Below are 21,406 nucleotides of genomic sequence, written 5' to 3' on the forward strand. Positions count from 1 at the left end.
CTGTATTGCGAGCAAGTCCGCTGCCACCTGTATGTGGTGTGTCAGACCTTCAACACCAGCTTGCCGTGATTTTCCCCGCTGAACAGCTTCGCCAGGCTTTCCGGGAAGCTTTCCAGGCCTTCAACAATATGCTCTTTGCTTTTCAACTGGCCCTTGAGCAGCCAGCCCGCCATCTCTTGTCCGGCTGCTGCATAGCGATCGGCATAGTCCATTACCACAAAGCCTTCCATGCGGGCGCGATTGACCAGCAGTGACAAGTAGTTGGCCGGACCTTTAACGGCTTCCTTGTTGTTGTACTGGCTGATGGCTCCGCAGATGATGACCCGCGCCTTGAAATTCAAACGGCTCAATACGGCGTCGAGAATATCGCCGCCCACGTTGTCGAAAAACACATCTACACCCTTGGGGCATTCGCGTTTGAGGCCTGCGAGCATATCTTCGTTCTTGTAGTCGATTACACCGTCAAAGCCGAACTCCTCGACCAGCCGCTTACATTTCTCTTGGCCGCCGGCAATGCCTACCACGCGGCAGCCCTTCAACTTGGCGATTTGCCCGGCAATGCTGCCAACAGCACCCGCTGCGCCGGAAATCACCACGGTGTCTCCTGTTTTCGGTGCGCCGACGTCCAGCAGGGCGAAGTAGGCCGTCATGCCCGTCATGCCCAGTGCGGACAGATACACGGGCAGCGGTACCAGTTTCGGGTCGACCTTGTAGAAACCCCGTGGCTCACCGGTGAAGTAATCCTGCATTCCCAGGGCACCGTTGACGTAATCCCCCACAGCAAAGCCCGGGTGGGCGCTGGCAATCACCTTGCCCACTCCCAGGGCGCGCATCACATCACCCAGCGCTACCGGCGGAATATAGGACTTGCCTTCGTTCATCCAGCCACGCATGGCCGGGTCGAGGGACAAGTATTCATTTTTGACCAGGATCTGGCCGTCCTTGGGCTGTACTACGGGCACTTGCTGGAAGGTGAAGGTATCGCGGGTTGCTGCACCGACTGGACGTTTGGCGAGCAGGAATTGGCGGTTTGTCTGGTCAGTCATTGCTATAACTCTTTAGAGATTGATGGCTGTTGATAGACCTTCTCACGCTACAGGGCAAGTGAATACGCGCTTACGAATAGGTTTTTATCAGTGATGGTGATGGTTGTAGGCAGTCTTTTATCACTCGGATAAATAGGCGGATGGCCGTGCCCGAACGTTTCGGGGGTACAGATGCACTCTGCTGAGGGTTAAGACGATGGGCATGACGTTTACGGGGCAAGTGGCTGTAGTGACAGGGGGCGGGGCCGGTATCGGGAGGGCCACGGCGCTGGCATTTGCCGGCGAGGGTTTGAAGGTGGTGGTGGCCGATCGGGATGTGGCAGCGGGTGAAGACACTGTCGAGCAGATAAGGACTGCGGGCGGCAGTGCTGTTTTCGCAGGCTGCGATGTCACTGTAGAGGCGCAGGTCAGGCAACTGATGGAGCAGACAATCAGCACCTACGGGCGTCTGGACTATGCCTTCAACAATGCCGGGATCGAGATCGAGCATGGTCGCCTGGCCGACGGTACCCTGGATGAGTTCGATGCGATCATGGGGGTAAACGTCAAGGGCGTTTGGCTGTGCATGAAATATCAGCTGCCATTGATGCTGGCCCAAGGTGGCGGGGCGATCGTCAATACTGCCTCGGTGGCCGGACTGGGCGCCGCGCCAAAGATGAGCATTTACTCGGCGTCCAAACATGCGGTGATCGGGCTGACCAAATCGGCAGCCATTGAGTATGCGAAAAAGCATATTCGGGTGAACGCGGTGTGCCCGGCGGTCATCGATACCGATATGTTCCGCCGCGCTTATGAGGTCGACCCGCGCAAGGCTGAATTTGCCGCCGCGATGCACCCGGTGGGGCGTATCGGCACGGTCGAAGAAGTTGCCAGCGCCGTGCTGTACCTGTGCTCGGATGGCGCAGCATTTACCACAGGCCATGCGCTGGCGGTCGATGGCGGGGCACTGGCGATCTGATAGCTCAGCGTGATTTGACGTTCAGGATCATCAGGGTCAGTACGCCCGCAACAATGCCCCAGAAAGCCGAGCCAATTGAAAACAGGGTCATGCCCGATGCGGTGACCATAAAGGTCACCAGGGCAGCTTCACGCTCCCTGGCTTCGCCCATGGCAATACTCAGCCCGTTCATGATCGAGCCGAACAGTGCCAGTGCGGCAATCGACAGCACCAGTTCCTTGGGCAATGAGGCGAACAGGGCGGCCAGGGTGGCGCCGAATATGCCGGCGATGCCATAGAAAACTCCGCACCACACGGCTGCGGTGTAGCGTTTTTTCGGATCTTCGTGGGCATGGGGGCCGGTGCAGATGGCGGCACTGATGGCTGCCAGGTTGATGCCGTGGGAGCCGAAGGGGGCGAGCAGCAAGGAGGCTACCCCGGTGGTGGTGATCAGCGGCGAGGCGGGCACGTCATAGCCATCGGCCCGCAGTACGGCGATGCCCGGCATGTTTTGCGAGGTCATGGCCACCACAAACAGCGGGATGCCGATGCTGATGGTTGCCGCCAGCGAAAAGGACGGCGTGGTCCACACCGGCACGGCCACTTCAAGGGAAAAACCGCTGAAGTCCAGCAGCCCGAGCATGCCCGACAGCAGGGTGCCGATCAGCAGCGCCGCCAGTACGGCGTAGCGGGGTGACAGGCGCTTGACGATCAGGTAGGTGAAAAACATGCCGATCACCAGGCCGGTGCGATGTTGCGCCGCGACGAAGATTTCGCTGCCGATTTTAAACAGGATGCCCGCCAGCAACGCGGCGGCCAGGGATGAGGGGATGCGCTTGACCAGGCGCTCAAAACTGCCGGTGATGCCACAGATGATCACCAGTACCGCGCAGGTGATATAGGCGCCGATGGCCTCGCCGTAACTGACGCCGCCAAGGCTGGTGATCAGCAGTGCCGCCCCCGGTGTGGACCAGGCGATGGTGATCGGTGTGCGATAACGCAAAGACAAGCCTATGCTGCAAACAGCCATGCCGATCGACAGTGCCCAGATCCATGATGAAATCTGCCCGCTGGTAAGTCCCGCTGCCTGACCCGCCTGGAACATCAGGACCAGGGAGCTGGTGTAGCCGGTCATCATGGCGATAAAGCCAGCGACCACCGCCGAGGGCGAGGTGTCTGCCAGTGGATGCAAGCGCGGCTGCGGGGTGTCGGTCATGGAACGGTCTTCCTTGTGTGCTATAGGAGTTCGGGCAGGCGACAAGCCTAAACGTAAAGGTTGCATCTAGTTGCGATACAGCAGGGTTCGTAAACGACCGTACAGTCGTACTGGCACTCTGCTTTGTGTACAATGCGCCCTGTTTTTTGCATTAATTTCTGGTCGGTGACACCCGTTTACGTACTAGCGTAATCCCTTATTCGCCGCCGCTTCCCACACGAGTGCCCATGAACGAACAGTTGCAGCCTCTCAAGAAACAACCCCGCGCTGGCAAGGCCGGCCGCAGTGGAACCCAGGACGATATTGTCTATGCGCATATTTTCGAGGCGATCCTTGAACAGCGTCTGGCGCCTGGCACCAAGTTGAGTGAAGAGGCTCTGGGCGAAATCTTTGGCGTGAGCCGCACCATTATTCGTCGCGCCCTGTCGCGTCTGGCCCATGAAGGGGTTGTGCTGCTGCGCCCTAATCGTGGTGCAGTGGTGGCGAGCCCTAGCGTAGAAGAAGCGCGCCAGGTGTTTCTGGCCCGGCGACTGGTTGAAAAGGCCATTACCGAGCTGGCGGTGGTGCATGCTACGGCTGATGATCTGGCGCAACTGCGCAAGATGGTCCAGGACGAGCGCGACAGTTTTTCGCGGGGCGATCGGGGTGCGGGTATTCGCCTGTCGGGCGAGTTCCACCTGAAGTTGGCCGAAGCGGCGAAGAATGCGCCGCTGATCAGCTTTCAGCGCAGTCTGGTGTCGCAAACGTCGTTGATTATTGCCCAGTACGAGAGCGGCAACCGTTCGCACTGCTCTTATGACGAGCACATGCAATTGATCGATGCCATCGAAGCCCGTGATGCCGGCCAGGCCGTGCACCTGATGATGCATCACATGGATCACATTGACAGCAAGCTCAACCTTGACGAAGAAAGCGCTTCTGACGACTTGCACGCGGTGTTTTCGCACTTGCTGCAAACCAAGGGCAAAAGCCCTCGGCCTGCTGCCAAGCTTTAAGCTTCGGCTGCTCTTGTGGGAGCGGGCTTGCCCGCGATGCAGGCGACGCGGTGCTTCAGTAGAACCGCATCGATAACCTCGCGAGCAAGCCCGCTCCGACAAGGGAAATTATCAGCGCTGATGCACCAGATTGCCTGCCGCATAGGTTTGCTGCACGGTACGGTCATCCCCAAGGGTCATCAATACAAACAGCGTCTCGGCGATGTTTTTTGACTGCTTGAGGCGATAGCTCATCAGTGGCGTAGCGTTGTAGTCCAGTACCAGGAAGTCAGCGTCGCTGCCCGGTTGCAGATTGCCGATCTTGTCTTCCAGGCGCAGTGCTCGCGCCCCGCCCAACGTAGCCAGGTACAACGACTTGAACGGATCGAGGCGTGCGCCCTGCAGTTGCATGACCTTGTAGGCTTCGTTCAGGGTGTTGAGCAGCGAGAAGCTGGTCCCCGCGCCGACATCCGTGCCCAGGCCCACATTGAGTTTGTGTTTCTCGGCCATTGGCAGGTTGAACAGGCCGCTGCCCAGGAACAGGTTGGAAGTCGGGCAGAACGCCACTGCCGAACCGGTCTCGGCCAGCCGTGCACATTCCTCGTCACACAGATGCACACCGTGGGCAAATACAGAGCGTTCGCCCAGCAACTGGTAGTGGTCGTACACATCCAGATAGCCTTTTCGCTCCGGGAACAGTGACTTCACCCACTCGATTTCCTGAAGGTTCTCGCTGATATGGGTGTGTAGATACACATCCGGGTATTCGCCCAGCAGCTTGCCGGCCAGGGTCAATTGCTCCGGGGTGCTGGTCGGCGCGAAGCGCGGGGTGACGGCGTAATGCAGGCGGCCCTTACCGTGCCAGCGCTCGATCAGTGCCTTGCTTTCGCTGTAGCCGGTTTCGGCGGTATCGGTCAGATAGTCTGGGGCGTTGCGGTCCATCATCACCTTGCCGGCTATCAGACGCAGGTCCAGGTGCTGTGCGGCCTCAAACAGGGCATCCACCGATTGCGGGTGTACGCTGCCGAAGACCAGGGCGGTGGTAGTGCCGTTGCGTAGCAGTTCCTTCAGGAATACGTCAGCAACTTCGTCAGCATGGGCCTTATCGGCGAACTGGTTTTCGCACGGGAAGGTGTAGGTGTTGAGCCAGTCGAGCAGTTGCTCTCCGTAAGCGCCAATCATCCCGGTTTGCGGGAAATGGATATGGGTATCGATAAAGCCGGGGGTGATCAGTGCGTCTTTGTACTCGGTCACAGCAACGTCGGCGGCCAGTGTGCCAAGCAGTTCGCTGGCCGGGCCAACAGCCTTGATCTGGCCGTTGTCGACCACCAGCAAGCCGTCTGCGAAATATTCATAGGAGGCTTCGATCCCGACTTCGGCGGGGTCGGCGATGCTGTGCAAAATGGCGGCGCGATAGGCTTTACAAGTCATGGCAATTCTCAGTGTGTGGCATGGCTGCGTCGTGAAGACGGCAACAATTGTTTAATGGATTCAGATGACGCGCTGTCGGCGCTCGCAGTGTGCTGGCCGAAATGAGTGTTGTAGGTGGCGATGATTTCGCCGGCGATGGAGATCGCGATTTCAACAGGCAATTTGCCTTTGACTTCGCTCAAACCCATCGGGCAACGCATGCGCTGCAAAGGTGAAGCGTCGATACCGCGCTCACGCAGGCGATGTTCGAACTTCACGCGTTTGGTTTTCGAACCAATCAAGCCGAAGTAGGTAAAGTCGTTGCGTTTAAGCAGGGCGGCGCTGAGCTCCAGGTCCAGGGCGTGATTATGCGTCATGACGATGCAGTAGCAACCCGCAGGCAGGGCATCGACTTCATCTACCGGTTCGTCGGTAACGATTTTTTCCACGCCTTGAGGGATAAGTGTCGGGAATTCCTGCTCCCGCGAGTCGATCCAGCGCACCCGGCACGGCAGGCTGGCGAGCAGGGGTACCAGGGCTCGGGCCACGTGCCCTGCGCCAAACACCGCAATCTGAGCCTGCACCTTGCCCATCGGTTCGAACAGCAGCACGGCCACCCCTCCGCAACACTGGCCCAGGCTGGCGCCGAGGCTGAAGCGCTGTAGAAGGGTATCGTGCTTGCCGCTGCTGAGCATCTGACGGGCAATTTCCATTGCCTTGTACTCCAGATGACCGCCACCAATGGTGTCGAAGATTTTATCTGCACAAATGACCATCTTCGAACCGGCATTGCGCGGGGTAGAGCCTTGCTCTTCGATGATGGTCACCAGCACGCAGGGTTCGCCTTGCTGCTGCAACTCGGCCAGGGCACTGATCCAGTTATTCATGCTGATCTCCCGACAGGCTTTTGCGCATTTGCTCACAACCCCACAGCACCCGCTCCGGGGTGGCCGGGGCGTCAATCGCAGGTTGCACGCGGTAGTCGGCCAGGCTCGCCACCGCGTCCTTGATCGCGCACCATGCGGCGATGCCGAGCATAAATGGCGGTTCGCCCACGGCCTTGGAGTGGAACACGGTGTCTTCGGGGTTCTTGCGGTTTTCCACCAGGGTTACGCGCAGGTCCAGCGGCATGTCTGCCACCGCGGGGATCTTGTAGCTGGCCGGGCCGTTGGTCATCAGCTTGCCCTTGGCATTCCACACCAGTTCCTCCATGGTCAGCCAGCCCGCCCCCTGTATATACCCGCCTTCGACCTGGCCGATGTCGATGGCCGGGTTCAGCGAGGCACCGACATCATGGAGGATATCGGTACGCAACATTTTGTATTCGCCGGTCAGGGTGTCGACGATCACCTCGGCGCAGGCGGCGCCAAAGGCAAAGTAATAAAACGGCCGACCACGTGCCTGAGTGCGGTCATAAAAAATCTTCGGGGTTTTGTAGTACCCGGTGCTCGATAACGACACCTGGCCGAAATAGGCCTGCTGGATCAGGCTTTCAAAACTGATGATCTGCTCGCCAGCCTGCACCTGGCCGTTATGGAAGATCACCGCCCGTTGCTCGACCTGATATTTGTCGGCAGCAAATTCAACAAGTCGCTGCTTGATGGTTTCGGCTGCGTTTTGCGCGGCCTTGCCATTGAGGTCGGCACCGCTGGACGCTGCAGTAGGCGAGGTGTTTGGCACTTTGTCAGTGTTGGTTGCGGTGATCTGGATGCGGCTGATATCCACCTGGAACACTTCGGCGACCACCTGCGCGACCTTGATATTCAGGCCCTGGCCCATCTCGGTGCCGCCGTGGTTGAGGTGGATGCTGCCATCGGTATAAATATGGATCAGGGCGCCGGCCTGGTTGAGGAAGCTGGCGGTAAAGGAGATGCCGAATTTGACCGGGGTCAGCGCCAGGCCTTTTTTCAGGATCGGACTGCTGGCGTTGAACGCCTTGATCGCTTCCCGGCGCTCGGTGTACTGGCTGCTGGCCTCAAGGTCGGCGGTCATTTCTTGCAGCAGGTTGTGTTCCACGGTCTGGTAGTAGTGGGTCACGTTGCGTTCGGTTTTGCCGTAGTAATTGGCCTTGCGTACGGCCAGCGGGTCGAGGCCCAGATGGCGGGCGATACGGTCCATGACCTCTTCGATGGCGACCATGCCTTGCGGGCCACCAAAGCCGCGATAGGCCGTGTTGGAAGCCGTGTTGGTTTTACAGCGATAACCATTGATCGTCGCGTCGCCCAGATAATAGGCGTTGTCGGCGTGGAACATGGCGCGGTCGACAATGGAGTTGGACAAGTCCGGCGAACAGCCACAGTTGCCCGCCAGGTCCAGCTGGATGCCCTGCAAGCGGCCGCTGGCGTCGAAACCGACGTCATATTCGATATAAAACGGGTGGCGCTTGCCGGTCATCAGCATGTCTTCGACCCGCGGCAGGCGCATCTTGGCCGGTTGCCCGGTGAGGCGTGCCACCACTGCGCACAGGCAGGCGGGGCTGGCGGCCTGGGTCTCCTTGCCGCCAAAGCCGCCGCCCATGCGGCGCATATCGACAACGATCTTGTTCATTGAAACATCAAGGACTTCTGCCACCAGCTTCTGCACTTCAGTAGGGTTCTGCGTGGAGCAGTAAACGATCATCCCGCCGTCTTCGGTAGGCATGACCGATGAGATCTGGGTCTCGAGGTAAAAGTGCTCCTGCCCGCCAATATGCAGGCTGCCCTGCAGGCGATGTTCGGCCCCGGCCAGTGCGCCGGCAGAGTCGCCGCGTTGATGGGTGTGGGTATCGAGCACAAAGTGCTTCTGGCGCAGGGCCTGAACCACGTCCAGCACCGGCTCCAGGTCTTCGTATTCGATAATGGCAGCCATTGCCGCCTTGCGCGCGGTGTCCAGGTCGCAAGCGGCCACTGCCAGTACGGGCTGGCCGACAAACTCCACCTTATCGATGGCCAGTAGCGGATCGCCGGGCAGTAGCGGGCCAATGTCCTTCAGACCGGGGATATCTTCGTGGGTGATCACCAGGCGCACGCCTGCGAAGGCGTAGCAGGGCGTGGTGTCGACACGCAGGATTCTGGCGTGGGCGCGGTCGGACAGGCGTGCGAAAAGGTGCAACTGGTTGGGGAATTCCAGGCGGTCATCGATGTACTGCGCTTCGCCGCTGACATGTTTTTCGGCACTGTCATGCTTGACGCTGCGACCCACACCGGTTTTCAAGTCCTGCTGGAAGAGTGCGGCCAGCTCAGCCTGGGTTGGGGCAACCTTGTGATGGTTAGACATAAGCTGTTACCCGCGTCTCGAGATGTGGCGTTTGCAGTTCGATAAAGTATTTGCGCAGCAGGTTTTGTGCACTCAGCAGACGGTATTCCTTGCTGGCGCGAAAGTCCGAGAGCGGGGTGAAGTCGTTTGCCAGTGCAGCGCAGGCCCGTTCGATGCTGGCGCTGTTCCAGTCAGCGCCGAGCAGTGCGGCTTCGCAGGCGGCGGCGCGTTTGGCGATGGCCGCCATGCCGCCGAATGCCACGCGGGCACCGGTCACCACGCCGTTGTCGATGTGCAGGTTGAACGCTGCGCACACGGCGCTGATGTCGTCATCCAGGCGCTTGGAGATTTTATAGGCGCGAAATGCATGGCTGGGGTCGGCGCGAGGGATGATGATTTTTTCGATAAATTCGCCTTCCTGGCGTGCCGTCACCCGGTAGTCGATGAAGTAATCCTCGATCGCCAGGGTGCGCAGGGTTTGCCCTTTGCGCAGTACCAGTTGTGCGCCGAGGGCAATCAGCAGCGGTGGCGAGTCGCCAATGGGCGAGGCATTGCCGATGTTGCCGCCCAGGGTGCCCTGATTGCGGATTTGCAGGGAGGCGAAGCGTTGCAGCAATTCGCCGAAGTCCGGGTACTCGGCCTTGAGCGTGCCGTAGGCGTCTGTCAGCGACACCGCCGCGCCGATTTCAATACGGTCATCAAAGCGCTCGATGTGCTTCATTTCGGCCACGTTGCCGACGTAGATCATGACCGGCAGCGGGCGATGAAACTGGGTCACCTCAAGCGCCAGGTCGGTACCGCCGGCCAGCAGGCGGGCCTGGGGTTGGGATTCGTACAGCTGGGCCAGGTCGCTGATGGTCATGGGCAGCAGGCAGCGCTTGTCGCCGCTGTTCAGTTCGCCGGTTTGGGTCGGGGTGATGGTCTTGAGCAGGGCAATGGTCGCGCTCTGGTGTGTATCGAACTGATCCTGTTGTTGCCCGCTGCAAGCCTGTTCGGCAGCCGCCAGAATAGGGCGGTAGCCGGTGCAGCGACAGAGGTTGCCCGCCAGGGCTTCATGGGCCTGATGGCCATGAGGCTGGCCCGTGCTGTTTTTTTGCAGGGCGAACAGTGACATCACAAATCCCGGCGTGCAAAACCCGCACTGTGAGCCGTGGCAGTCGACCATCGCCCGCTGCACGCTGTGCAACTGCCCCTGGTGCTTGAGGTCTTCGATGCTGATCAGTTGCTTGCCGTGCAAAGCCGAGACAAAGGTCAGGCACGAATTGAGGCTGCGATAGCGCAGCCGTTCAAGGCCTTCAGCGTCGGTGTGAAGTTCGCCGACAACCACGGTACAGGCCCCACAGTCGCCGCTGGCGCAACCTTCTTTGGTACCAGGCTTGTGCAGGTGTTCACGCAGGTAATTGAGCACGGTCAAATTCGGGTCGAGCGTGTGCTCGGTGCGCAGCGTCTGGTTGAGTAGGAACTGGATCACGGAAGGCCTCGCATAATAATTATTGTTGTAACGCGGGATGCACTGAATTTAGCTAAAGCTGACCTGCGGGTCAAGAAATAGCGATCGGTAATCCCTGTGATTGATAACCGGGGGATTTATTTGCGGGTTTCGTGCCATATTCAGCCCCTGAGGCTCTGCGCGAGGGCATATCAAGTGCGTTACACTGCACCGCCTGCACTGATCAAAGATTTTGAAGGTAAAACATGACGTTCAAGGCGCCGGACAGCCTCGCCGAGCAAATCGCTCACCACCTCGCCGAACGCATCATTCGCGGCGAGTTAAAGCCTGGGGAACGCATTCAGGAACAGAAAGTGACGCTGGCGCTGAATGTCAGTCGCGGCTCTGTGCGCGAAGCATTGTTGATCCTTGAGCGTCGACATCTGATCGCCATCCTGCCGCGTCGTGGCGCCCATGTGACCGAGCTTACGGCGCACAAGGTGCAGAGCCTGTGCACGCTGATGAGCGAAATGTACATCCTGCTCGGCAATGCCGTAGCCCAGCGCTGGGCAGTTCCGGCCGACCTGGGGCCGTTCTTGCAGATCCAGCAGCGCCTGGCCGCCAGCTACGAACGCCAGGACATCAGCACCTTCGTTGAAGACAGCTTCAATGTGATGCGTGCGGCGTACCCGTTCGCCGACAACCCCTATTTGCAGGAAACCGTCGAGAACCTGCACCCGGCCATGAGCCGTGCCTATTACCTGGCACTGGACCAGCGCAAGGCGGAAATGAGCGAGTTCCTGGCGTTGTTTGCGCAGTTGCTCGACGCCGTGCTGGCGCGTGACCTGGCGCAGATTCGCGTGGTGCTGAGCAGCTATGCCCAGCGCAGTTGTGCCCTGGTGCTGTCTGCCTTGACGGTTGCCTGAGCGTGCGCCTGACCTGTATCAAGCTGGCCGGCTTCAAGTCCTTCGTTGACCCGACAACCGTTACCTTTCCAAGCAATATGGCGGCGGTGGTAGGCCCCAACGGCTGTGGCAAGTCCAATATCATCGATGCCGTGCGCTGGGTCATGGGCGAAAGCTCGGCCAAGAACCTGCGCGGCGAGTCGATGACCGACGTTATCTTCAACGGCTCCACCACGCGCAAACCGGTGAGCCAGGCCAGTATCGAACTGGTCTTCGACAACTCCGACGGCACGCTGCTGGGCGAGTATGCGGCCTATGCCGAGATATCGATCCGCCGCAAAGTCACCCGCGACAGCCAGACCACCTATTACCTCAATGGCACCAAGTGCCGTCGTCGTGACATTACCGATATCTTCCTCGGTACGGGGCTGGGGCCGCGCAGCTACTCGATCATCGAGCAGGGCATGATCTCCAAGCTGATCGAGTCCAAGCCCGAAGATCTGCGCAACTTTATCGAAGAGGCGGCGGGCATTTCCAAGTACAAGGAGCGCCGCCGCGAGACTGAAAACCGTATCCGCCGTACCCACGAAAACCTTGCCCGTCTGACTGACCTGCGCGATGAGCTGGGGCGTCAGCTGGAGCGTTTGCACCGCCAGGCCCAGGCCGCCGAGAAATATCAGGAATACAAGGCCGAAGAGCGTCAGCTCAAGGCCCGGCTGTCGGCTCTGCGCTGGCAGGCCCTGAATGAGCAGGTGGGGCAGCGCGAAGCGGTCATCGGTAATCAGGAAGTCAGTTTCGAAGCCCTGGTGGCCGAGCAGCGCAATGCCGATGCCAGCATCGAACGCCTGCGTGACGGGCACCATGATCTGTCAGAGCGCTTCAATCTGGTGCAGGGGCGCTTCTATTCGGTAGGGGGCGATATTGCCCGGGTCGAGCAGAGCATTCAGCATGGCCAGCAACGTTTGCGCCAGTTGCAGGATGACCTGCGCGAAGCCGAGCGCTCGCGCCTGGAAACCGAATCCCATCTGGGGCATGACCGCACCTTGCTGGCGACTCTGGCTGAAGAGCTGCACATGCTTGAGCCCGAGCAGGAACTGACCAGCGCGGCCGCCGAAGAGGCTGCCGCTACTCTGGAAGTGGCCGAGCAAACCATGCATGGCTGGCAGGAGCAGTGGGACATTTTCAACCTTCGCTCGGCCGAGCCGCAGCGCCAGTCCGAAGTGCTGCAAGCCCGTATCCAGCAGCTGGAAACCAGTATGGAGCGCGTTGCGGAACGTCAGCGCCGCCTGGCTGAAGAGCGTGCCTTGCTGGCCGCAGACCCTGAAGATGCGGCCATTCTGGAGCTCAGTGAGCAACTGGCCAGCAGCGAAATGGCCCACGAAGAGCTGCAGGCCAGTGAGCAGCAACTGGTCGAGCAGCTCGAGCAAGTGCGTCACGACTTGCAACAGGCCACGCAGAACCAGCAGCAGGCCCAGGGCGAGCTGCAGCGCCTCAACGGTCGTCTGGCATCGCTGGAGGCCTTGCAGCAGGCTGCGCTTGATCCGGGTACCGGTACTGGCGAATGGTTGCGCGATCAGCAGCTTGCCGAGCAGCCACGACTGGCAGAAGGCCTGCGCGTAGAGGCTGGCTGGGAGCTGGCGGTAGAGACCGTGTTGGGGGCTGATTTGCAGGCCGTACTGGTCGAGGATTTTGCCCGGCTGGATCTGGCAGGGTTTGCCCAGGGTGATTTGCGCCTGTTCAGTGATGCAGGGCAGGCCCCTCGCTTGGCGGGCAGCCTGCTTGACAAGGTCACGGCCGATTTTGATCTGGCGCCGTGGCTGGGCCAGGTCAAACCGGTCGAAACACTGGAGCAGGCACTGGCCTTGCGTGCTCAACTGGCCGAGGGCCAGAGCCTGATCAGCCGTGATGGCTATTGGGTCGGGCGCAACTTCCTGCGGGTGCGCCGCGCCAGTGAAGCCGAAAGCGGGGTGCTGGCCCGGGGCCAGGAAATCCAGCGCCTGGGGCTTGAGTGCGAAGAGCGTGAAGCCACCCTGGCGGCCCTGGAGGAACAACTACAAAGCATGCGTGAGCAACAGCGTATGCAGGAAGACTCTCGTGAGCAGCTTCGCCGTCGCTTGCAGGATGAAGCTCGCCACCAGGGTGAGATCAAGGCCAAGCTCTCCGCCAGCAAGGCCAAGGTCGAGCAATTGACCTTGCGCCGCCGCCGTCTGGACGAAGAACTGGCCGAGTTGGGTGAGCAGCGCGCCCTGGAGCATGAGCAGGTAGGGGAGGCGCGCCTGCTGTTGCAGGACGCCCTGGATGCCATGGCCACCGATACCGGGCAGCGCGAGCTGTTGCTGGCCCGTCGCGACAGTCTGCGCGAGCAGTTGGATCGGGTGCGTCAGGATGCTCGACAACATAAAGACCACGCCCACCAGTTGGCTGTCCGCCTGGGGTCGCTCAAGGCGCAGCATGATTCCACCCGCCAGGCTCTTGAGCGCCTGGAAATGCAGGCCGAGCGCCTGGCTGAAAAGCGCGAACAGCTGACCCTCAATCTGGAGGAGGGCGAAGCGCCGCTGGAAGAGTTGCGCCTCAAGCTTGAAGAGTTGCTCGACAAGCGCCTGAGCGTGGATGAAGAACTCAAGATTGCCCAGACCGCGCTCGAAGATGCCGATCGCGAATTGCGCGATGCCGAAAAACGCCGCAATCAGGCTGAGCAACAATCGCAATTGATTCGTGGCCAGCTCGAACAGCAGCGCATGGAGTGGCAGGCCTTGAGCGTGCGTCGTACTGCGTTGCAGGATCAGTTGCTGGCCGATGGCTATGACCTGCACGGGGTGCTGGCCACCCTCGATGCCGAGGTCAACGAGCAGCAGGCCGAAGAAGAACTGGAGCGTATCGCTGCGCGAATTCAGCGCCTGGGCGCGATCAACCTTGCAGCCATTGATGAGTATCAGCAGCAATCGGAGCGCAAGCGCTATCTGGATGCTCAGGATGCTGATCTGGTCGAGGCACTCGATACCCTGGAAAACGTCATCCGCAAGATCGACAAAGAGACCCGCAGCCGCTTCAAGGACACCTTTGATCAGATAAATGGTGGATTACAGGCACTTTTCCCAAAAGTTTTCGGTGGCGGCAGCGCTTATTTGGAACTGACGGGCGAAGATCTACTCGATACAGGGGTGACCATCATGGCGCGTCCGCCGGGCAAGAAGAACAGCACGATCCATTTGCTGTCCGGTGGCGAGAAAGCCTTGACGGCCCTGGCGCTGGTTTTTGCCATTTTCAAGCTCAACCCGGCGCCGTTTTGCATGCTCGACGAAGTCGATGCACCGCTTGATGACGCTAACGTAGGCCGCTATGCACGCTTGGTAAAGGAGATGTCGCAGACCGTGCAATTTATCTATATCACTCACAACAAGATCGCCATGGAGATGGCGGATCAGTTGATGGGGGTGACGATGCATGAGCCGGGCTGTTCACGTCTTGTAGCGGTTGATGTTGAGGAGGCAATGGCAATGGTCGATGCTTGAGCTATAAGCATGTAGGACGATTTTTTTCTTCTTGTAAGAAAAATTTCAAGCATTTGACCGATATGACGTGTAGGTCGAAGGCAGCATGGGCCTAGCTCAATGCGACAGACGGTGTAAAGTTATCTTTGGTCGTGTTAATTTAATGTCTAATTTTTTTGTACGTGGGTAAAACGCCATTCAGAACATAGAGTTGGCGCCACGTTTTAAAGGGCTTTAGGCTCTTCTTCATAGAATCATTTTTTAGGGGCAAGGGATTACATGGAAATCGGTCTGCGCGAATGGCTGATAGTCATCGGCATAGTGGTAATCGCCGGTATTCTTTTTGATGGCTGGCGCCGCATGCGTGGTGGCAAAGGCAAGCTCAAGTTTCGACTTGATCGCAGTTTTTCCAATGCCCCTGACGACGAGCACAGCCCTGAGTTGTTGGGCCCGTCACGGGTGCTGGATACGCCAACCCATAAAGAGCCGCAACTTGATGAGCACGACTTGCCATCGGTCAGCATGCCTGCACGGGACAAAGGTGCCAAGCGCGGCAAGCGTGGCGGTGAGCCGAGCCAGGGTGACCTGAACCTTGATCTTGAACTGGATGAAGGCCCGAGCATCAGTGCTCGTGATGATGATCATGTAGCGCCAGTCAAGCCGGCGCGTGGTCGTGCCAAGCCGAGCGTAGCGGACGTTGAAGTCAAGGAGCCTGCACCGCAGCAGGCCGCCGAAGAAGTGCTGGTGATCAGCGTGATCAGCCGTGACCCGGCAGGCTTCAAAGGCCCGGCACTGTTGCAGAACATCCTCGAAAGCGGTTTGCGTTTTGGCGAGATGGATATTTTCCATCGCCACGAAAGCATGGCCGGTAATGGCGAAGTGCTGTTCTCCATGGCCAATGCGGTGAAACCGGGTGTATTCGACCTGGATGATATTGACCTGTTCAGTACGCCAGCTGTCAGCTTTTTCCTTGGTTTGCCCGGCCCGCGCCATCCCAAGCAGGCTTTTGATGTGATGGTTGCCGCTGCACGCAAGCTGTCCCAGGAGCTCAATGGTGAGCTTAAAGATGACCAGCGCAGTGTGTTGACGGCCCAGACTATCGAGCATTACCGCCAGCGCATCGTTGAATTCGAGCGCCGTGCCCTGACTCAAAAACGCTGAACATGTGGGGGCGGCTTGCCTGCTCCACCCACATGCAGCATGAATAACACAAGGAGCAGCCTCGGCTGCTCTTTTGCTTTGTGAGAGAACACCCCATGACCGCCGCCAATACCCGCATTCTAGAGCTGCGCGCTGAACTGGATCAGCATAATTACCGCTACCATGTACTCGACGAGCCAAGCATTCCGGACGCCGAGTACGATCGCCTGTTCCGCGAGCTGAAGGCCCTGGAGGCCGAACATCCTGAGCTGGTGACCGCCGACTCGCCCACTCAGCGCGTTGGCAGCGCAGCCTTGTCTGCCTTTACTCAGGTGCGTCACGAAGTGCCCATGCTGAGCCTGGGTAACGCATTCGATGAAACCGATATGCGCGAATTCGATCGCCGTGTCAGCGAGGGCCTGGATCTGCCCGCGGGCGATCTGTTTGGTGGCGGCGCTGAAGTTGAATACAGCTGTGAGCCCAAGCTGGACGGGCTGGCAGTCAGCTTGTTGTACCGGGATGGCAGCCTGGTGCGTGGTGCCACGCGGGGTGATGGCACTACCGGTGAAGACATCAGCGTCAACGTACGCACCGTGCGCAATATTCCGCTCAAGCTGCATGGCAGCGGCTGGCCAGCGGTGCTGGAAGTGCGTGGCGAAGTGTTTATGTCCAAGGCCGGCTTTGAGCGTCTTAATGAGTCTCAGCTGGCTGCTGGCGGCAAGACCTTTGCCAATCCGCGCAACGCAGCGGCGGGCAGCTTGCGTCAGCTGGATTCGAAGATCACGGCCAGCCGCCCGCTGGAATTTTGCTGCTACGGTCTGGGGCAGGTCTCTGAAGAGTTTTCGGACACCCATATCGGCAACCTCAAACAATTGCAGCAATGGGGCATGCCCATCAGTCATGAGCTGAAGCTGGCAAAGGGAATTGCCGAGTGCCTGGACTATTACCGTGATATCGGTGAGCGTCGTGCTTCCTTGCCCTACGAGATCGACGGAGTGGTGTTCAAGGTCAACAGCCTGGCGTCGCAGCGCGAGCTGGGCTTTCGTGCGCGTGAACCGCGCTGGGCCATCGCGCACAAGTTTCCGGCCATGGAGGAACTGACCGAGTTGCTGGATGTTGAGTTTCAGGTCGGACGCACCGGTGCAGTAACGCCCGTGGCGCGTCTCAAACCGGTCAAGGTGGCCGGGGTGACCGTATCCAATGCCACCCTGCACAATATGGATGAAGTGGCGCGGCTGGGCCTGATGATTGGCGATACCGTGATTATTCGCCGTGCTGGTGATGTTATCCCGCAGGTTGTGCAGGTGGTGCTGGAGCGTCGCCCTGAAGATGCCCGGCCGGTGCAGATCCCTGAAAGCTGTCCGGTGTGCGGCTCCCACGTTGAGCGCACGCAGCTGATCAAGCGCAGCAAGGGCCGTGAAACCGTCAGCGAAGGTGCGGTGTACCGCTGTGTCGGCCGGCTGGCCTGTGGTGCCCAGCTTAAACAGGCGATCATTCATTTTGTTTCGCGCCGGGCGATGGACATTGAAGGCCTGGGGGAAAAAAGTGTCGAGCAGTTGGTCGATGAGGGCCTGGTGAGTTCGCCGGCAGACCTCTATACCCTGCAGTTCGAGCAGATCGTCGATCTCGAAGGCTTTGCCGAGCTGTCGAGCAAGAACTTGCTGCAGGCCATCGCCGACAGCAAGCGTCCGACGTTGGCGCGTTTTATCTACGCATTGGGCATTCCCGATGTGGGCGAAGAGACTGCCAAGGTGCTGGCGCGTTCATTGGCCTCCCTGGAGCGTGTGCAGCGGGCCTTGCCGCAAGTGCTTACCTACCTGCCGGACGTGGGGCTGGAAGTGGCGCACGAGATTCATAGTTTCTTCAGTGACGCACACAACCAGCAGGTGATTGATCAACTGCTGGAGCGTGGTCTTGAGTTGCAGGATCAAGGTGAGCTGGGTGCCGAGTTTGCCGCCAGCACAACCTTGGGCGGGTTGATCGACAAGTTGCATATTCCTTCGGTGGGGCCGGGCGGGGCGCAAAAACTGGCCGACAGGTTTGGCTCCCTTGAAGGGGTGATCACTGCAGACTGGCTCGATATGCGCCAGGCCTTGCCGGAAAAACAGGCCAAGGCGGTACGCGAGTTCTTCGATAACCCTGAAAATGCCCGTATGGCGCTGGCAATCGAAGCGCAACTGCGTGATTTCGGCATGCACTGGCACAGCGAGAAAAAGGCCGTGGAAGGTTTACCGCTGGCAGGCCAGACCTGGGTGTTGACCGGCTCGCTGGAATTAATGAGTCGCGATGTGGCCAAGGACAAGCTGGAAAGTCTGGGGGCCAAGGTTTCGGGCTCGGTGTCGGGCAAGACCCATTGCGTCGTAGCGGGGCCGGGAGCAGGCTCCAAGCTGGCCAAGGCCAACGAGCTGGGGCTCAAGGTGCTGGATGAAGAAGCTTTTGTCGCGTTTTTGAGCGAACAGGGTATTTCGATTACGTAATGGCTGTGGCAGCGGGCTTGCTCGCGATGCAGGCGACGCGGTGTCTCAGTTGAGCCGCGCAGAAGCCATCGCGAGCAAGCCCGCTCCCACAAATGACCTGTGCCGGGTTGCGAGGCGGTGTTTCAACCCGAATCCAAGTGCTTGAGCCCATTCATTTTTTTATTCTTGCCGCAGCGGTTGTAAGTTTTTCTCAGACAGGTACAATGGCGCCGTTCGCTGCTAAGCGGATGTTGTTATGGTGACCCTATCGGTCCCCCCGCAACGATTACCCGTGAACCTGGTCAGATCCGGAAGGAAGCAGCCACAGCGGGAACATTGTGTGCCGGGGTGTGGCTGGTGGGGTTGCCTCCATTTTAAACCCGCAGTTCTGTCGGGTTCGAACCAAACTCCAAATCTTGCAGTCAGGCCTTGTTCGACGGTCAAAAGACCGGGCGATGATTTTCTGTGCGTGGGTAAAAAGGTCTATGCCAAGGCTGCGCGCAGTTAAACGTGCGCATCGGATGCAATTTTGCCCTTGCTCCGCTAGCATTAGCCCCCTCCGCTTTTCTGACGCGACGGTTATCAATGAGTTATCAGGTTCTTGCACGTAAATGGCGTCCGCGCTCGTTCCGCGAAATGGTCGGCCAGACCCATGTGCTCAAGGCTCTGATCAATGCCCTGGACAGTCAGCGCCTGCACCACGCTTACCTTTTCACCGGTACCCGTGGCGTCGGCAAGACCACCATTGCGCGGATCATCGCCAAATGCCTGAACTGTGAAACAGGTATCACCTCGACTCCCTGTGGCGAGTGCTCCGTGTGCCGTGAAATCGATGAAGGGCGCTTTGTCGACCTGATCGAAATCGACGCCGCCAGCCGCACCAAGGTCGAGGACACCCGCGAACTGCTCGACAACGTGCAGTACGCGCCGAGCCGCGGGCGCTTCAAGGTCTACCTGATTGACGAAGTGCACATGCTCTCCAGCCATTCGTTCAATGCGCTGCTCAAGACCCTTGAAGAGCCGCCGCCTTACGTCAAGTTCATCCTCGCGACCACCGACCCGCAGAAATTGCCGGCCACGATCCTGTCGCGCTGCCTGCAGTTTTCGCTGAAGAACATGACGCCCGAGCGCGTGGTCGAGCATTTGACCCACGTTCTCAGTGTCGAAAATGTGCCGTTTGAAGATGATGCGCTGTGGCTGCTCGGTCGCGCCGCCGATGGCTCGATGCGTGATGCCATGAGCCTCACCGATCAGGCCATTGCCTTCGGTGAGGGCAAGGTACTGGCGGGTGATGTGCGGGCGATGCTTGGTACGCTGGATCACGGTCAGGTGTTCGACCTGTTGCACGCCTTGATCGAAGGTGATGCCAGGGCCATGCTCGAGGCCGTTCGCCATCTGGCCGAGCAGGGCCCGGACTGGAATGGCGTGCTGTCCGAGATCCTCAACGTCTTCCATCGCGTGGCCATTGCCCAGGCGCTGCCCGAAGGCGTCGATAATGGTCACGGCGACCGCGATCGCGTCTTGGCCCTGGCCAAGGCATTGCCTGCCGAAGATGTGCAATTTTATTACCAGATGGGCCTGATTGGCCGGCGCGATTTGCCGCTGGCGCCAGATCCGCGTGGTGGCTTTGAAATGGTCCTGCTGCGAATGCTGGCCTTCCGCCCGGCAGACACCGGCAACGCGCCGAGTCAGCCGCTAAAGCCAGTGGGGATCAGCCAGGCCACAGTTGATTCCGCCCCAACCGTGGCGGCCATGTCCCCTGTCGAGCCAGTGCCGGCCGCGCCGGCACCGGTGGCAGTGCAACCGGTACCGCCTGTGGTCGAAGCGGTTGCCGAGCCTGTGCAGGCGCCCAAGGCTCCGTCAGTGGCGGAAAAGGACTTGCCCTGGAACGAGCCGGCTGCCCCGGTGATTGAGCTCAAGGTTGCGCCCGAGTCGGTGCTGGACACTATTGGCGAGCCTCCTGAGTTGCCGCCGATGCCGCTGCCGACGCCGGACAGTGTGGTGCCGGATGCGCCGGAGTGGATCGCGGCGCCGCTTCCAGAGCCGACCGTCGAGCAGGTGGACGCAGCGGTGTCGGGCATGGATCGTGACGACGAGCCGCCCCTGGACGAAGACTACATTGAGCCGGACATGGATTCGGCGGCCTACAGCTACCTCGACGAGCTGGCCAGTGAGCATGCCAGCGAGCCTGCGCCTGCGCCCGAACCGCTGCCTGCGGCGATGCCGGCGACCGGTCTGGCCCTTGAATGGCTGGAGATGTTCCCCAAATTACCGGTGTCGGGCATGACCGCCAGCATTGGCGCCAACTGCACGCTGATTGCAGTTGACGGTGATGACTGGCTGTTGCATCTGGACCCGGCCCACAGCGCGTTGTTCAACCTGACCCAGCAGCGTCGACTCAACGATGCACTGAACCAGTTCACTCAGCGTACACTCAAAGTCACGATTGAGCTGGTCAAGCCGGAGCAGGAAACCCCGGCCCAGGCGGCTTCGCGTTTTCGCGCAGAGCGCCAGCGTCTGGCCGAAGAGTCGATCCATGCCGACCCGGTGGTCCGGCAGATGGTCGAGCAGTTCGGTGCGGCCGTACGCGAAGATACGATTCAACCTTTAGAGGTGGCTCAGGCTCAAGTGTCGTAACGCCAGAGCAGAAACTTACAGCCCGCAGTCGTTTTGATTGCGGGTGCATTGTCCAAATAACGTTTGAGGTGATTCCCATGATGAAAGGTGGCATGGCCGGCCTGATGAAGCAGGCGCAGCAGATGCAGGAAAAAATGGCCAAGATGCAGGAAGAGCTGGCCAATGCTGAAGTCACCGGCAAGGCGGGTGGCGATATGGTCACTGTGGTCATGACCGGCCGTCATGACGTCAAGCGGGTGAGCATTGACCCGACTTTGCTGGAAGGTGTGAGCGAAGACGACCGCGAAGTGCTGGAAGACCTGTTCGCCGCAGCGGTCAACGACGCCGTGCGCAAGATCGAAGCCAACAGCCAGGACAAAATGTCTGGTGTGACCGCCGGCATGCAACTGCCGCCGGGCATGAAGATGCCGTTCTAAGGCATGCTGAAATGCCAGGCCATGAGCCTGGCATTTTTTTGCCTGTTTTACGGGTATTTGACGCTAGCTCACACCGAGGGTATAAACCGCGTCTCGTTGTTTTGTCGGACCTTTC

At 59.5% G+C, this 21,406-nt stretch carries 14 protein-coding genes and 1 other RNA gene; 9 read left to right on the forward strand and 6 right to left on the reverse strand.

Annotation, left to right across the window (positions count from 1 at the left end; translation table 11 throughout):
* Positions 1–41 precede the first annotated feature (41 nt).
* Positions 42–1,046: an NADP-dependent oxidoreductase gene (locus tag V6L81_RS11475; RefSeq protein WP_095002778.1), complete on the reverse strand. Its 1,005-nt coding sequence runs from the start codon at positions 1,044–1,046 to the stop codon at positions 42–44.
* 196 nt (positions 1,047–1,242) lie between these two features.
* On the opposite strand from V6L81_RS11475, the gene V6L81_RS11480 reads away from it, so the two are divergent.
* Positions 1,243–2,004 (forward strand): SDR family oxidoreductase, encoded by a 762-nt coding sequence (locus tag V6L81_RS11480; protein ID WP_095020227.1) that lies wholly within the window; start codon positions 1,243–1,245, stop codon positions 2,002–2,004.
* Between the two features lie 4 nt (positions 2,005–2,008).
* On the opposite strand, the gene V6L81_RS11485 is transcribed toward V6L81_RS11480, so the two are convergent.
* Positions 2,009–3,199 carry a benzoate/H(+) symporter BenE family transporter gene (locus tag V6L81_RS11485; RefSeq protein ID WP_095025014.1) on the reverse strand — a complete coding sequence of 397 codons (1,191 nt, stop codon included), beginning with the start codon at positions 3,197–3,199 and terminating at the stop codon, positions 2,009–2,011.
* A 227-nt stretch (positions 3,200–3,426) separates the two neighbouring features.
* Between V6L81_RS11485 and V6L81_RS11490 the strand changes: the two genes are divergently transcribed.
* On the forward strand, positions 3,427–4,194 hold the full coding sequence (locus tag V6L81_RS11490) for a GntR family transcriptional regulator (RefSeq protein WP_095002775.1): 768 nt from the start codon (positions 3,427–3,429) through the stop codon (positions 4,192–4,194).
* Positions 4,195–4,305: 111 nt separating this feature from the next.
* Here the strand turns inward: V6L81_RS11490 and guaD are convergent, their stop codons facing one another.
* From guaD to xdhA, 4 genes are read right to left on the reverse strand one after another with little or no spacing between them, the layout of a single operon-like run.
* Entirely contained in the window at positions 4,306–5,604 is a 1,299-nt protein-coding gene (gene guaD, locus V6L81_RS11495; RefSeq protein ID WP_165484586.1) for a guanine deaminase, read from the reverse strand.
* A gap of 8 nt (positions 5,605–5,612) precedes the next feature.
* A complete protein-coding gene (gene xdhC / locus V6L81_RS11500; protein WP_095025015.1) occupies positions 5,613–6,470 on the reverse strand; it encodes a xanthine dehydrogenase accessory protein XdhC in 858 nt (285 codons plus the stop codon).
* Entirely contained in the window at positions 6,463–8,838 is a 2,376-nt protein-coding gene (gene xdhB, locus V6L81_RS11505; protein ID WP_095032191.1) for a xanthine dehydrogenase molybdopterin binding subunit, read from the reverse strand. The genes xdhC and xdhB overlap by 8 nt, the downstream gene beginning before the upstream one ends.
* Positions 8,831–10,288, reverse strand: a complete 1,458-nt coding sequence (gene xdhA, locus V6L81_RS11510) for a xanthine dehydrogenase small subunit (protein ID WP_133144949.1) — start codon at positions 10,286–10,288, stop codon at positions 8,831–8,833. Before xdhA ends, xdhB begins: the two co-directional genes overlap by 8 nt.
* Positions 10,289–10,512: 224 nt before the next feature.
* Between xdhA and V6L81_RS11515 the strand changes: the two genes are divergently transcribed.
* The 7 genes from V6L81_RS11515 to V6L81_RS11545 all read left to right on the forward strand — a co-directional run bounded on the left by V6L81_RS11515 (position 10,513) and on the right by V6L81_RS11545 (position 21,291).
* Entirely contained in the window at positions 10,513–11,172 is a 660-nt protein-coding gene (locus V6L81_RS11515; protein WP_095002770.1) for a GntR family transcriptional regulator, read from the forward strand.
* Positions 11,173–11,174: 2 nt separating this feature from the next.
* Positions 11,175–14,663 carry a chromosome segregation protein SMC gene (gene smc, locus V6L81_RS11520; RefSeq protein WP_095024096.1) on the forward strand — a complete coding sequence of 1,163 codons (3,489 nt, stop codon included), beginning with the start codon at positions 11,175–11,177 and terminating at the stop codon, positions 14,661–14,663.
* Between the two features lie 258 nt (positions 14,664–14,921).
* On the forward strand, positions 14,922–15,803 hold the full coding sequence (gene zipA, locus V6L81_RS11525; protein ID WP_095002768.1) for a cell division protein ZipA: 882 nt from the start codon (positions 14,922–14,924) through the stop codon (positions 15,801–15,803).
* A 95-nt stretch (positions 15,804–15,898) separates the two neighbouring features.
* Entirely contained in the window at positions 15,899–18,259 is a 2,361-nt protein-coding gene (gene ligA / locus V6L81_RS11530) for an NAD-dependent DNA ligase LigA (protein ID WP_338659932.1), read from the forward strand.
* Positions 18,260–18,504: 245 nt separating this feature from the next.
* An RNA gene (ffs, locus tag V6L81_RS11535) (signal recognition particle sRNA small type) lies at positions 18,505–18,601 on the forward strand.
* Between the two features lie 222 nt (positions 18,602–18,823).
* Positions 18,824–20,875: a DNA polymerase III subunit gamma/tau gene (gene dnaX / locus V6L81_RS11540; protein WP_095026138.1), complete on the forward strand. Its 2,052-nt coding sequence runs from the start codon at positions 18,824–18,826 to the stop codon at positions 20,873–20,875.
* Between the two features lie 77 nt (positions 20,876–20,952).
* The gene (locus V6L81_RS11545; RefSeq protein ID WP_095002765.1) at positions 20,953–21,291 is read left to right on the forward strand and encodes a YbaB/EbfC family nucleoid-associated protein; all 339 of its coding nucleotides are present in this window, start codon (positions 20,953–20,955) and stop codon (positions 21,289–21,291) included.
* Positions 21,292–21,406 lie beyond the last annotated feature (115 nt).

It is taken from the genome of Pseudomonas bubulae (assembly GCF_037023725.1).
GTDB lineage: Bacteria > Pseudomonadota > Gammaproteobacteria > Pseudomonadales > Pseudomonadaceae > Aquipseudomonas > Aquipseudomonas bubulae.